At 46.8% G+C, this 12,899-nt stretch carries 10 protein-coding genes; 3 read left to right on the top strand and 7 right to left on the bottom strand.

Features of this window, described 5'->3' with window-relative positions:
* The first annotated feature begins 170 nt into the window (after positions 1 to 170).
* Positions 171 to 1,067 carry a DUF7151 family protein gene (locus ABDK00_RS02520; RefSeq protein ID WP_346237933.1) on the top strand — a complete coding sequence of 299 codons (897 nt, stop codon included), beginning with the start codon at positions 171 to 173 and terminating at the stop codon, positions 1,065 to 1,067.
* 20 nt (positions 1,068 to 1,087) lie between these two features.
* On the opposite strand, the gene ABDK00_RS02525 is transcribed toward ABDK00_RS02520, so the two are convergent.
* From ABDK00_RS02525 to ABDK00_RS02540, 4 genes are all read right to left on the bottom strand, one after another.
* A complete protein-coding gene (locus ABDK00_RS02525; protein ID WP_346237934.1) occupies positions 1,088 to 2,254 on the bottom strand; it encodes a cysteine desulfurase family protein in 1,167 nt (388 codons plus the stop codon).
* A gap of 59 nt (positions 2,255 to 2,313) precedes the next feature.
* Positions 2,314 to 3,039, bottom strand: coding sequence for a ribonuclease III (rnc, locus tag ABDK00_RS02530; protein ID WP_346238304.1), 726 nt, complete (start codon positions 3,037 to 3,039; stop codon positions 2,314 to 2,316).
* A 3-nt stretch (positions 3,040 to 3,042) separates the two neighbouring features.
* Positions 3,043 to 4,293, bottom strand: coding sequence for a beta-ketoacyl-ACP synthase II (gene fabF, locus ABDK00_RS02535; protein WP_346237935.1), 1,251 nt, complete (start codon positions 4,291 to 4,293; stop codon positions 3,043 to 3,045).
* A 128-nt stretch (positions 4,294 to 4,421) separates the two neighbouring features.
* The gene (locus ABDK00_RS02540) at positions 4,422 to 4,658 is read right to left on the bottom strand and encodes an acyl carrier protein (protein WP_114792255.1); all 237 of its coding nucleotides are present in this window, start codon (positions 4,656 to 4,658) and stop codon (positions 4,422 to 4,424) included.
* Between the two features lie 175 nt (positions 4,659 to 4,833).
* On the opposite strand from ABDK00_RS02540, the gene ABDK00_RS02545 reads away from it, so the two are divergent.
* Positions 4,834 to 5,259, top strand: a complete 426-nt coding sequence (locus tag ABDK00_RS02545) for a GNAT family N-acetyltransferase (protein WP_346237936.1) — start codon at positions 4,834 to 4,836, stop codon at positions 5,257 to 5,259.
* A gap of 10 nt (positions 5,260 to 5,269) precedes the next feature.
* Here the strand turns inward: ABDK00_RS02545 and ABDK00_RS02550 are convergent, their stop codons facing one another.
* The 3 genes from ABDK00_RS02550 to ileS form a co-directional block, all read right to left on the bottom strand.
* Positions 5,270 to 5,740 carry a YcxB family protein gene (locus tag ABDK00_RS02550; protein ID WP_346237937.1) on the bottom strand — a complete coding sequence of 157 codons (471 nt, stop codon included), beginning with the start codon at positions 5,738 to 5,740 and terminating at the stop codon, positions 5,270 to 5,272.
* Positions 5,741 to 5,825: 85 nt separating this feature from the next.
* On the bottom strand, positions 5,826 to 6,713 hold the full coding sequence (locus tag ABDK00_RS02555; RefSeq protein ID WP_346237938.1) for a TraR/DksA family transcriptional regulator: 888 nt from the start codon (positions 6,711 to 6,713) through the stop codon (positions 5,826 to 5,828).
* A gap of 4 nt (positions 6,714 to 6,717) precedes the next feature.
* Entirely contained in the window at positions 6,718 to 10,107 is a 3,390-nt protein-coding gene (ileS, locus tag ABDK00_RS02560; protein WP_346237939.1) for an isoleucine--tRNA ligase, read from the bottom strand.
* 135 nt (positions 10,108 to 10,242) lie between these two features.
* Between ileS and ABDK00_RS02565 the strand changes: the two genes are divergently transcribed.
* Positions 10,243 to 12,882, top strand: coding sequence for an alpha-L-rhamnosidase (locus ABDK00_RS02565; protein ID WP_346237940.1), 2,640 nt, complete (start codon positions 10,243 to 10,245; stop codon positions 12,880 to 12,882).
* Positions 12,883 to 12,899: the final 17 nt, after the last annotated feature.

Below are 12,899 nucleotides of genomic sequence, written 5' to 3' on the forward strand. Positions count from 1 at the left end.
ACAGGGAACCCCATTTGCTTTTGCTCGACAACATTGTGTGTTTTAAGGGGTTAGTTTTTATTTACGACCTTTTATTTTCACTTTATCGCACGAAATAACATGATTTTAATTTGGCGGAATTATTTTTGTGGCACCAACCAATTTAATGCTGTAATCAAAACATTCATAAAATGAAACGCGGTGCTCTATTCTTGATCGTATCAACTGTTCTTTTACTTAACTGCTCAAAATCAAATAATGGCGCTGATGGCGCCGACGGGAAAATAAGCCTGGTAGATTTTATCGCCGAACCTGCTGGCCCCAACTCTAACTGTCCGCAAGGCGGCTTTAAAGCCGTTACCGGCATCGACCAAAATGGCAATGGGACGCTCGACGCAGCTGAAATACAAAATACAAAATATATATGCAACGGCGCTCCGGGATCAGGAGGGGAGGGTTCGAGCGGTTTCAATAGTGTGGTTTCTGTGGTCAATGAGCCCAATGGCGGAAATTGTGCCACCGGTGGTAAAAAAATCAATTTTGGTTTGGATCAAAATAGAAATAATTTACTCGATAACAATGAAATTTCTAGCTCCACTTACGTTTGCAACGGCGCTGCCGGAACAGGCGGAGGAGGCACGAACGGTTATAATAGCCTGGTAAGTGTTGTTGCAGAACCCATCGGAGTTAACTGCGCAGGCGGCGGAAACCGTATCAATTATGGGTTGGATGTGAATCGCAACAATGTGCTCGACGCCGGCGAAATTACCAATACCACATTCATGTGTAATGCCAATCGTGTTTACGCTTCCGTGGTGAGCCAGGCCGGCTCAGGTGCGCCGATCGGCATTCCTTTAGTCAATAACCTTGATATCACTGTTACCTGGTCAAGAATCGGCGTGGGGCGCTATCTCGGAACCATCAATAAAAACATGAATATCCAGAAGACAATTGTGTTGAGCAATAACACTTCGGTAACCACGGCTTTGCAAAGCGCTAATACAATTCTTCTGGAAAACAGATGTGCTGTCGAGACTTTCTGCGACGGCTTTACCAATGTGACAGTTGGTTTGTTGGTTGTTGACTAACGACGCATTTGCTTACCCCGTTAGGAGGGGATTTGCGCCTTTAGCCCGGTTACTTTTTGGGTTACTTCCTTAATGGCAACATCAACCTCGCTTTCCGTCGAAAACCTGCCCAGGCTAAAACGCAAAGCGGCGCGGGCAGGGCCGTCTTCTATTTGCATAGCTTTTAAAACAAACGAGGGATCGAGGCTGCCGCTCGTGCAGGCAGAGCCCGAGGATAAGGCCAATGTTTTATTCAGGGCTGATAATAACAGGCTGCTGTTGAGTGGTGGAAAAGAGATGTTGAGAATATGGGGTAACCTGGCGGCTTTATCTCCATTCAATTGTGCGCCCGGAATTTGAAGCAGGCCTTTTTTTAATTGGGTGGTAAGCGCCTTCAATCGGGCTTCCTCTTCCTTCATTTCTTCGTGGCACAGAGCGCAGGCTTTGCCGAATCCTGCAATGCCGGCCACATTCAAAGTGCCGCTCCTGGTTTGTTGTTCCTGTCCGCCGCCGGTTATTTGCGGCGATAGTTTTACCCGCGGGTTGCGGCTGCGGATATAGAGCGCGCCCACACCCTTTGGTCCATACATTTTGTGCGAACTAAAGGCCATCAGGTCTACCTGCAAATCATCAACCGCAACAGGTATTTTTCCCACCGCCTGCGTTGCATCGCAAAACAGTAGAACTTTATTTTTTTTACAGATGGCGCCAATTGCGCTCAGCGGCTGTACAACGCCTGTTTCATTGTTTCCCAGCATCACGGCGACCAGCACAGTTGTCGGCCGGATTGATTTTTCAAGCGCAGCTATATCCACAATGCCTTCTTCATTCACGTCGAGATAAGTAACGGCAGCGCCTTTCTTTTCCAGCGCTTTGCAGGTGTCCAATACGGCTTTATGTTCGGTCTTCACGGTAATGATATGATTGCCTTTCACCGCATATAATTCAAAAACACCGCGTAGCGCCAGGTTGCAGGCTTCTGTAGCGCCGGAGGTAAAGATAATTTCCCGCGGCTGCGCCTGAATAAGCGTTGCAACCCGCTCGCGCGCCTGGTCAACCGCGGCTTCGGCCTGCCAGCCATAAGCATGCGTGCGACTAGATGCATTGCCAAAATAGGTTCTAAAATAAGGCATCATTTCCTCCACCACCCTATCGTCGCAGGGTGTGGTGGCGCTATAGTCCATATAAACTGGAGCGTCAATTGGCATAGCCGTAAAGCTACTTAAAAACGGGGAGTTCTGCCATGCTCACCAGCAGGCTTTGTTAATTAGACAGATTCTGAAGTAGTAATGCCAAGCGTGGTCAGCGCTTCATTGGCGGCAATTTGAGAGGCGTCTTTTTTATTAAAAGCGCTTCCCTGGGATATGATTTCTCCGTCGACCACCGCGGCCATATTAAATAGGCGGCGGCCATTTTCAATTTTTTCGCTAACGATCACAAACTCTAAAGCCTTGCCGTTTTTATTGGCCCATCCGTAAAGTTTGTTTTTGTGATTGATCTCAAGGGTTTCCAGTTCGTCCATAAACATGTGGGGGCTGATCATATAATCTAACACCCAGCGGCAGGTTTTCTTATAGCCGTAATCGAGGTAAATGGCGCCTACCAGGGCTTCCAGTGTATTGCCAAAAATATGGCTGGCCCTGAGGCAATTGTCAAGTTTATTGAACCGGGTGATTTTTTTGAGCCCCATTTTTACGGCAACGTCATTAAGTTGTTGACGGTTCACCATTTTGCTTCTCATTTCGGTAAGAAAGCCTTCGCCATGGTAGGGATAGCGGCGAAACAGGTAGTCGGCGATAATGGCGCTGAGAATAGCATCGCCAAGGTATTCCAACCGCTCGTTGTTTTCATCCACACTCTCACTCACCGATCGGTGTGTGAGTGCAGTTTTATAGAGCTTAAAATTATCAGGCGCAAAGCCTAATATATTTTTCAACTCTTTCTTTAGAGACGTGTCGGATTTTTTTGTAAAAAGGTCGCTGATAAAACTCACCAATTATGCGTATTTCTTTACAATAATACAGGCATTGTGTCCGCCAAAACCAAACGTATTGCTAAGCGCTGCATTTACGGTCCGGTGTTGTGCTTTGTTAAAGGTAAAGTTTAATTTCGGATCCAGCTCAGGATCGTCTGTAAAATGATTAATCGTAGGCGGGACAATATCGTGCATTACCGTTTTAATACAGGCAATGGCTTCAATAACACCCGCGGCGCCTAAACAATGGCCGGTCATGCTTTTGGTGGAACTGATATTTAAGTCATAGGAATGAGCTCCAAACACATCCAGGATCGCCTTGGTTTCGGCGATGTCGCCCAGCGGCGTAGAAGTGCCATGCGTGTTGATATAGTCGATATCGGTAACCTGCATACCCGCATCGCTCAAAGCGGCAAGCATCACGTTTTTTGCTCCCAAACCTTCGGGGTGCGGCGCGGTTATATGATGCGCATCAGCGCTGGCTCCGCCTCCTACTACTTCGCAGTAAATTTTAGCGCCTCTTGCTTTGGCGTGTTCTAATTCTTCAAAAATTAAAATACCAGCTGCTTCGCCCATTACAAAACCATCTCTGTCTTTGTCGTAGGGGCGGCTGGCCGTGGCGGGGTCGTCATTGCGTTCGCTCATCGCCTTCATGGCATTAAAACCTCCGACACCCGCTTCGCTGATCACCGCTTCGCTACCGCCGGTAACGATAATATCCGCCTTACCCAATCTCAACAGATGGATGGCGTCGATCATGGCGTTGGTGCTACTGGCGCAGGCGCTGGTGACCGCATAGTTGGGCCCGCGTAGGTTATGGCGCATGCTCACCTGTCCGGCAGCAATGTCGAGTATCATTTTTGGAATAAAGAAAGGGTTGAAACGTGGTGTACCGTCGCCTTTGGCAAATTCCATTACCTCGTTCTGGAAGGTGATTAGTCCGCCGATACCGCTTCCCAATACGACGCCGACTCTGTCAGGATTGATGTTTTCCTTTGTGAGCTGTGCATCGGCAAAAGCCTGGTCGCTGGCGACCAAAGCAAACTGAGAGAAACGGTCGATTTTGCGGGCTTCCTTTTTATCAAGAAAATCTGTGGGTTCAAAATTTTTCACCTCACAAGCAAAACGGGTCCTGAATTTTGAAGCGTCGAACTGGGTAATGGGCGCCGCTCCTGAAACACCGTTAATCAATCCATTCCAATAATCATCTACTGAATTGCCCAGGGGAGTTAAAGCCCCCATGCCAGTAATTACAACCCTTTTAAATTCCATAAGCTACGCCGCTCTATTTTAAAAAAACCGCCTTTGTATGGTTAACCACTTCAAAGGCGGATATAAATTTTGCTTGCCGTTATGCCGGTTTCTACCGACAATTTTGAAGCACTTAATTATAATAAATACTACTTAGCGTGCTCTTCTAAGTATGATACAGCCTGGCCTACAGTGGTAATTGTTTCAGCCTGCTCATCAGGAATAGAGATGTTGAATTCTTTTTCAAATTCCATAATCAACTCAACGGTATCCAGAGAATCTGCGCCCAAATCGTTGGTGAAAGATGCTTCGGTAGTTACTTCTGCTTCGTCAACTCCTAACTTGTCAACGATGATTTTTTTTACTCTTGATGCAATGTCTGACATATCTGATTGTTTTTGTTTGTTGAGTGCAAAAATAGAGTTTTTGGCTAAATAACTATACGAAACAAAAAAAAATGTAAAAATGTTGGGACGGTAAAAATATTTGATTTAAGCCGAAAAAAAATGCTATTTTGGGTCACCGGCTTGGCAAGATCAGCAAAAATCAAAAAAAACAAAAATGGCCCTGAAGATTATCGATTACGGATCTAAAGAATACCAGCAAATGATCGATTTGCGCAATGAAATATTGCGCCAGCCGTTAGGGATGGTTTTGGAAGGAAGTGATATTGACAGCGACCGGGCCAATATATTAATTGGCGCTTTTGAGGATGAAAAAATGTTGGGCTGCTGTATGCTGGTGCCCGACGGCGTCGGCGTACTGCTGCGCCAAATGGCAGTGCGCAACCAGCTTCAGGGAAAAGGTATCGGCCGTGCTTTGATGGAGTTTGCCGAAACTATAGCGCGGGATACAGGCTATCGCGAAATATCGATGCATGCGCGGGCTACGGCCGCCGGCTTCTACGAAAAAATGGGCTATGCCCCCAGCGGCGACCAGTTCCTCAAACTTTCTATCGCACATATTTTAATGGTCAAACGAATTTGACCTGACTTGATCAGGCATTTTTCTTTAGCCTGTCTCGCAGGCTTTGCATGTCTTCGAGGTCTTTAAAAGCACTTTTGGGAACCAGCAGGAAAGAGCGGGCATCAAAATATAGATGGAAGAAATGGGGTGTTTCCTTATAACTTTTTAAGGCAGCGTAGGGCCAGCTGCGTTTACCGCGCTCATGTTCCAATGTGAAATCATCTTCGTTAAAATGCATGGCAAAACTATGTTGAAACGTCGCTGCCCGGTTGAAGACCACCGTGGGCAGAATAAACCACAGGCTCACCATCAGCACCAGCCATAATAATGAATAGGTTAAAAATGCAGTTGGGCTGATTTTCCCCATCATATATAATATTAGCGACAGGATGGCAAATGCATTGACGAGGATTACCATAATGCGAAGTTCTGTTTTCGAAATAAAATGGTATCTGAGCGCCTGTATCACCTGCTTTTTATCGTAATCGAAAGTGATAGTCATATCTACGAAGTTGTGTCTGTAATTAAATAATAAAAAAAGCGAAGCATTGGGGCGCTTCGCTTGAATATCATGGCCTGAACTTTTTTTATTTGTTCATCATCGATTTCGCTTCAATGCTAAGCGTGGCGTGGGGTACAGCGCGCAAGCGGGCTTTGTCGATGAGGTTGCCGGTGACGCGGCAAATACCATATGTTTTATTTTCAACGCGCATCAGGGCTTTCTCAAGGTGATCGATAAAAGTGATCTGGCGGCTGGCCAGCTGGCTCAATTGTTCGCGCTCCATACTAACACTGCCGTCTTCCATGGTCATGTAGCGGCCTTCGTCCATATCACCGCCTTCGTCGCGGCGCGTGATAAGCCCTTGTAAATACGCCAGTTCTTTTTTCGCCGCGTCCAATTTCCTTAAAATAATTTCTTTAAACTCCATCAAGTCACTGTCTGAGTATCGTACTACTGATTTCACTTTTTCGTTTTTAGGGGTGTCTAATATGCTGTTTGTAAAATCCGGTTGATACTTAACGGCACTTTTAGTAGACAGTTTGGGTACAACCGGAACTTTTGCTGATTTTTCTTTTTTGGGGGCAGTCTTTGCCTTTACTGGTTGTTTCTTGTCTGCTTTAGAGGAGGGTGCTGCACTGGCTTTACTTGCAGAAACCGCTTTAACGGATGCCTTTTTTGCGGCCGCGGGAGCAGGGACTTTTGTGACGGGCTTCGCCGCTGCTTTTGTCGCAGCCGCTGCTTTCTTTGCAGGCGCTTTAGCAGGCGCTTTTTTTGTAGCTGCCTTGGCCGGAATAGATGCTTTTACCGTTTTCTTCGCCGGTGCTGTCTTTTTAGGAGCCGCTTTCGCAGTTACTTTTCCGCTGGTAGAACGGGCGGGTTTTGCCGCTGTTTTGGCAGCAGGCTTCACAGCAGGTTTACTTTTCTTTTTTGCCGGAGTTGCCTTTTTTGCCGGTGCGCTTTTTTTTGTAGCCATTTAATTACCCTTTTTTAGAAACAATCGTTTGTAAAGTGTTATCGTTAACATCAATTTCTATACCACTGCCATCAGTAATTCGCTCAAAATATAAATTTTCCGCGAGAATTTCCGCGCAAATATAATCTTTATAAGTCGTTAGCGAATTTTTTAATGTCTCGTCAGTGTCAATTACAACATTAATCTTATCTGTAAGTTCAAATCCGCTGTCTTTCCTGATTTTTTGAATGCGGTTTACAAATTCGCGTGCTTCGCCTTCCTGCTTTAGTTCCGGCGTGATCGTGATGTCGAGCGCCACCGTCAGTGAACCTTTGGAAGCTACCGTCCAGCCGGGAATATCCTCACTGCTGATGTCTACTTCTTCTACGCCGATAACCACCGGGTCGCCGTCTATCCGCAACGTGAAAGTCCCTTCCCGCTCCAGCTGGCTGATTTCTTCCTGCCCGAACTGGGCCAGCGCACCCGAAACCGCTTTCATTTTGGGTCCCAGCTTTTTGCCGAGCGCGACAAAATTGGGTTTGATTTTCTTTTTAATAAATCCGTCGCTTTCCGTAAGGTAGGAGACTTCCTTGATGTTTACTTCTGATTTGATCAAAGCCTCTACTTTTTCAAGCTGCTCCTTCATCGACGGCGTCAAAACGGGGATCAGCACTTTTTGCAGCGGCTGGCGCACTTTGATGTTCACTTTTTTTCTTAGCGACAAAATCAGCGAGGACGCATCCTGGGCCAATTGCATCCTTTCCTCTAACCCCTGGTCTATTAAAGCCTCATCTGCCTTGGGGAAAAAGGCGTGGTGGATGCTTTCAGCGCTATGGCGTTTGGTAATATCATTCAAATTGCGGAACACAGCGTCGCTAAAGAAAGGCGCGATAGGCGCTATCAGTCGACAAACCGTTTCAATACATTCATATAAAGTCTGGTAGGCTGAAATTTTATCCGCCTGCGATTTCCCCCCATCCTGATCGGGGTCGAGGGCAGGCTTCCAAAAGCGGCGGCGGCACAAACGCACATACCAGTTGCTCAAATGCTCGTCTACAAAATCCTCTATAAGCCGGCCCGCTTGCGTAGGCTCATAATCATCCATGGCTATCGAAACATTTTTAACGAGGGTATGCAGGGAGGAGATGATCCAACGGTCGATTTCGGGCCTTTCGTTCATCTGCATGTAGGGCTCTTCAAACTTAAAGCCGTCAACATTGGCATACAGAGCGAAAAACTGGTAGGTATTATATAATGTGCCGAAAAATTTGCGCTGCACTTCTTTAATACCGTCGATATCAAATTTCAGATTATCCCAGGGCGAGGCGTTTGTAATAAGGTACCACCGCGTGGCATCGGCGCCAAATTTTTCGATGGTATCAAACGGGTCAATCACATTGCCCAGGCGCTTGCTCATTTTATTGCCTTTCTTATCCAGCACCAGGCCGTTGCTCACAACTGTTTTGTAGGCAACGCTGTCAAACAGTAAAGCAGAAATCGCATGCAAAGTGTAAAACCAACCACGGGTTTGGTCCACGCCTTCGCAGATAAAATCGGCAGGAAAATTATTTTCAAAAGGCTGGTTAAATGGCATTGGGTCTCCGGCCTTCAATTTCTCATGATCTAATCCCCATTGTGCATAGGGCATCGCGCCGCTGTCGAACCAAACATCGATAAGGTCTGGCTCGCGATACATGGGCTGCCCCGTTTCGCTGACCAATACCACATCGTCTACATAAGGTTTGTGCAGATCAAGAATGCCATCGTGGAGATAATGTTTGTTGATATCACCTGCCAACACTTCGCCGGCTTTCTTAATCTCTACATTTAATTCTTCGATCGACCCAATACATTTTCTTTCCGTACCATCTGCTGTGCTCCACACGGGAAGCGGGGTTCCCCAAAAACGGCTGCGGCTCAGGTTCCAGTCGACCATATTCTCGAGCCAGTTGCCAAAGCGGCCTTCGCCGGTAGATTTGGGTTTCCAATGGATGGTTTTATTGAGTTCCACCATTCGGTCGCGCAGCGCGGTGGTTTTGATAAACCAGGCATCCAGCGGATAATAAAGGATGGGTTTGTCGGTGCGCCAGCAATGCGGGTAATTGTGTTCGTATTTTTCTACTTTAAAAGCCAGCCCTTTGAGTTTTAAATCCACTGATATATCGACGTTTACATCGACATAATCTTCTTCGTCTTTATAGTTCTTTACAAAACGGCCGCTGTATTCGCCAACACCGTCGATGAATTTCCCTTCCCGATCTACAAGGGTCACAATGCCCAAACGATTTTTCTGGCCTACTTTGTAATCGTCTGCACCAAATGCCGGTGCCGTATGTACGATACCCGTTCCATCTTCTGTGGTAACAAAATCTCCGATCACGATTTTGAAAGGATCTGCATCCGGCGTAATTGCGCGGATCGCCTCCAGGCAGTTGGCTTCAAAAGGCATTAATTGTTCGTAGCGCAAACCTTCCAGTTCTTTGCCCGAAAAAGCGCCCAGCACTTTCCAGGGGATTATCTTATCTTCTTTTTTGTAATCCGCAAAAGCTTTGTCCCTGCCTTCTTCTTTAAAATATTTATGCAACAAAGCCGTTGCGATAACCACATTTTGTTGCTGCTGCGTATAAGGGTTAAAAGTGGCCACCAGGCTGTATTCAATGTTGGCGCCAACGGTTAGGCCAAGATTGGACGGCAGCGTCCAGGGCGTAGTCGTCCACGCCATTAAAAACACATCTTCCGCGATGTTATTGAAGACTCCATCTTTTGTCGCTTTGAATAAAACCGTTGCGCTTGTATCTTTTACATCCTTGTAAGTGCCGGGCTGGTTAAGCTCGTGCGAACTTAAACCCGTGCCGGCGGCCGGCGAATAGGGTTGAATGCTGACGCTTTTATATAGAAGCCCTTTCTCAAATAATTGTTTTAGCAAATACCACAGGGTTTCGATATACTCGTTCTTAAATGTAATATAAGGATCGTTGAGATCAACCCAATAACCCATTTTGCGGGTAAGGTCATCCCATTGGCTTTTAAAACGCAGCACCGCTTCGCGGCATTTCTGGTTGTATGCTTCTACAGTAATTGTTTTGCCGATATCTTCTTTTGTAATACCCAATTCCTTTTCTACACCCAGCTCAACAGGAAGGCCATGCGTGTCCCAGCCCCCTTTTCTTTTCACCTGAAAACCCTGCATGGTTTTATAGCGGCAAACCAGGTCTTTTAAAGTGCGCGAAATAACGTGGTGGATGCCGGGCATACCATTCGCACTGGGCGGTCCCTCATAAAACACAAAGGGCGTTGCGCCTTCCCTGATATCCACGCTTTTTTCAAACGCGTTATTATCGGTCCAGTTTTTTAAAATCTCTTTTTCAATTGCGGGAAGGTTTAAACCCGAAAACTCCTGATATTTTGCACTCATAATTCGCTAAAAAATGAGTGCAAAGGTAAGGAATATAGGGGGTTTATAGCAGTTGCGCTCATTCAGACGGGGAAATCATACGCTAAAAACAGTATCTTCCCCCGAGGTTTCCCATATATAATATTTGTTTTTTATATGAAATATTATTTTCTTTTTCTTAAGTCGTTGGTGGTGACAGCTATTTTTTGTTTCACAATAACTGGTACGGGCAGCGCGCAGCCAATCGATGGGCTCACCTGCGAATACCAGGTTCAACCGCTGGGCATTGATGTCGCCCAACCGAGATTGGGTTGGCAATGGAAGACTGATCAGCCTGTGGCGCAAACCGGCTACCGGGTATGGGTGGCTACTTCGCGGCAAAAATTAAAGCCAGGCCTCGCCGATGTGTGGGACAGCGAAAAGCAATGGACGGACAGCCAGCTGGTTTATTTCAGAGGAAGTGCGTTAAGCGCCCATCAGCGCTACTGGTGGCGCGTAGAATTGTATACTAACGGCCAGGTTTATCGCTCTGAGCCCACGTGGTTTGAGACCGCCAAAATGAACCGGTCTGAATGGCTGGGCAAATGGATCACCGACGCGCACGATACAGCGTTTTCTGCGTCGCCTCGTTTTCGCAAGGTGTTCCAGGCGAAACGAAAAGTGCGATCGGCCCGGTGTTATATCAGTGGCCTGGGTTATTACCAATTATATGTGAACGGCGAAACGGTCAATCCTTTTACGCTTGATCCCGGGTTTACAGACTATAGTAAAAGGATCCTTTATCAAACCTATGATCTGACCGATCAGGTAAAAAAGGGAGAAAATTGCATTGGCGTTCAATTAGGAAATGGCTGGTTCAACGAGCAAACCCCGACTGTCTGGAATTTTCATCAGGCGCCCTGGCGCAAACGCCCCCAACTTCTTTGTGAAGTGCGGATCACCTACATTAATGGCGAGGTTGATATTGTTAAGACCGATGAAAACTGGCAAACCTCCACCGGTCCATTGCAGTTTGATAATATTCATGCCGGAACCAGTTATGACGCCAGATTAGAGCAGGAAGGCTGGGCCACAGCGGCTTTCGACGATAAAACATGGAATAAAGCAAGATTAACCGAAGCAACCGCCCCCTTGTTGGAAGCGCAGTTAATGTCTCCGGTAAGCGTGACGGATACGATAAAAGTGGTGGGCGTAAAAAAAATAAGTGACACCTGCTATGTTTTTGATATGGGCGTCAACTTTGCTGGTGTGCCCCGGCTGGAAATCTCCGGAGCGGCGGGAACCACCATCCGCCTGCGCCACGCGGAAATGTTGGACGCCGCCGGGCGGATTGATCAAAGAAATATAAATATGCACCTGCGGCCGAGGAATGAAAGGGATGTGATTCAAACGGATATTTATGTGTTGAAGGGAGCAGGAAGAGAGGTATTCGTTCCGGCCTTTACTTATCATGGTTTTCAGTATATCGAAATGACTTCCAACCGGCCGCTCGACCTGCAAAAGATAAAACTGGAAGGGCTGCGGATGCACAGCGACGTTGCGGAGATCGGCAATTTTACAAGTTCCAACGTCCTTTTAAATAAAATTTTTAAAATCTGTCGAAATTCCTACCTCAGCAATTTATTTGGTATTCCAACTGATTGCCCGACAAGAGAGAAAAATGGCTGGATGGCAGATGGCTTTATGGTTCAGGAGGCGGGCCTGATGAGTTATGATGCTGCCAGCATCTACGCAAAATGGGTCAAAGATATGACGGATGCGCAGGAAGCTAATGGAGATGTGCCGGGTATTGTGCCCACTTCCTGGCGCTGGGATTCCGACTGGGCAGGGCCGGTTTGGGACGCGGCGATCTTTATCGTGCCTTCATTGCTTTATCAATACACCAACGATTTGGAAAGTATGCGCCATGTATATGCAACGGCGCAGCGCTATCTGCAATATCTGGCCACGATAGAAAACGAGAAAGGCCTTTTGTCGGATGGTTTGGGCGACTGGCTTTATTATAAAGCCATAACTCCAAAAGATTTTATGGTGTCCTGCTATTACTACTGGGATTATGTGCTGATGTCGCGGATGGCCAATGCCTTGGGCAAACACGACGATAAAAAGCAATATGCGTTGAAGGCGGCCAGGCTAAAGGGCCTGATCAATAAACATTATTTCGATCCTGAAAAGCTGGCCTACGCGAACCAAACGCAGTTGTCTTATGCGCTGCCTTTATATATGGGCCTGGTGAGCGATAAACATCGTGACGCCCTCGCGCGAAAACTCAATGAAGTGATAGCCCACAACAATTACAGCCTTGATTTTGGATTTATCGGGTCGCTGATCGTGCCCGAAGTATTATCGCGTTTTGGATATGCTGAGACGGTTTATAAAATGATAACCAAGGAAACACTCCCTTCCTGGGGCTATTGGATCAAAAACTATGGCGCCACCAGTCTGTTCGAAACCTGGGATGTGGGACGCAATATCGGCGATGCATCACGCAATCATCCTTCCATGGGCGCTATTGCAGCCTGGATGTATAAATATGTGGCGGGTTTGCAAATGGATGAGAGGGAAAATGCTTTTAAAAAAATCATCATTAAGCCCGCCTTCATCAAAGATCTTGATTTTGCGGAAGCAAGCCACCAGTCATTATACGGAACGATAAGGTCTTCCTGGAAACGCATAGATGGAAAACTTTTTTTGAGCGTCGCTATCCCCGCATCGTGCACGGCCACGATCGTCGGGCCGGGCGGCGCTGCAACAGAAGTCGCCGGCGGCGTTCATGCATTCACTTATCAGGAATAAAAATGCCATGCCGCCTC

Origin of the sequence: Niabella insulisoli (assembly GCF_039652435.2) — a bacterium.
Taxonomy (GTDB): Bacteria; Bacteroidota; Bacteroidia; order Chitinophagales; family Chitinophagaceae; genus Niabella; species Niabella insulamsoli.

What these genes read in the sequence shown, in the direction of transcription:
- ileS (WP_346237939.1), bottom strand. Translation starts at nt 10,107, where the DNA reads ATGAGTGCAAAATATCAGGAGTTTTCGGGTTTAAACCTTCCCGCAATT.
- ABDK00_RS02540 (WP_114792255.1), bottom strand. Translation starts at nt 4,658, where the DNA reads ATGTCAGACATTGCATCAAGAGTAAAAAAAATCATCGTTGACAAGTTA.
- ABDK00_RS02545 (WP_346237936.1), top strand. Translation starts at nt 4,834, where the DNA reads ATGGCCCTGAAGATTATCGATTACGGATCTAAAGAATACCAGCAAATG.
- ABDK00_RS02550 (WP_346237937.1), bottom strand. Translation starts at nt 5,740, where the DNA reads ATGACTATCACTTTCGATTACGATAAAAAGCAGGTGATACAGGCGCTC.
- fabF (WP_346237935.1), bottom strand. Translation starts at nt 4,293, where the DNA reads ATGGAATTTAAAAGGGTTGTAATTACTGGCATGGGGGCTTTAACTCCC.
- ABDK00_RS02555 (WP_346237938.1), bottom strand. Translation starts at nt 6,713, where the DNA reads ATGGCTACAAAAAAAAGCGCACCGGCAAAAAAGGCAACTCCGGCAAAA.
- ABDK00_RS02520 (WP_346237933.1), top strand. Translation starts at nt 171, where the DNA reads ATGAAACGCGGTGCTCTATTCTTGATCGTATCAACTGTTCTTTTACTT.
- ABDK00_RS02565 (WP_346237940.1), top strand. Translation starts at nt 10,243, where the DNA reads ATGAAATATTATTTTCTTTTTCTTAAGTCGTTGGTGGTGACAGCTATT.
- ABDK00_RS02525 (WP_346237934.1), bottom strand. Translation starts at nt 2,254, where the DNA reads ATGCCAATTGACGCTCCAGTTTATATGGACTATAGCGCCACCACACCC.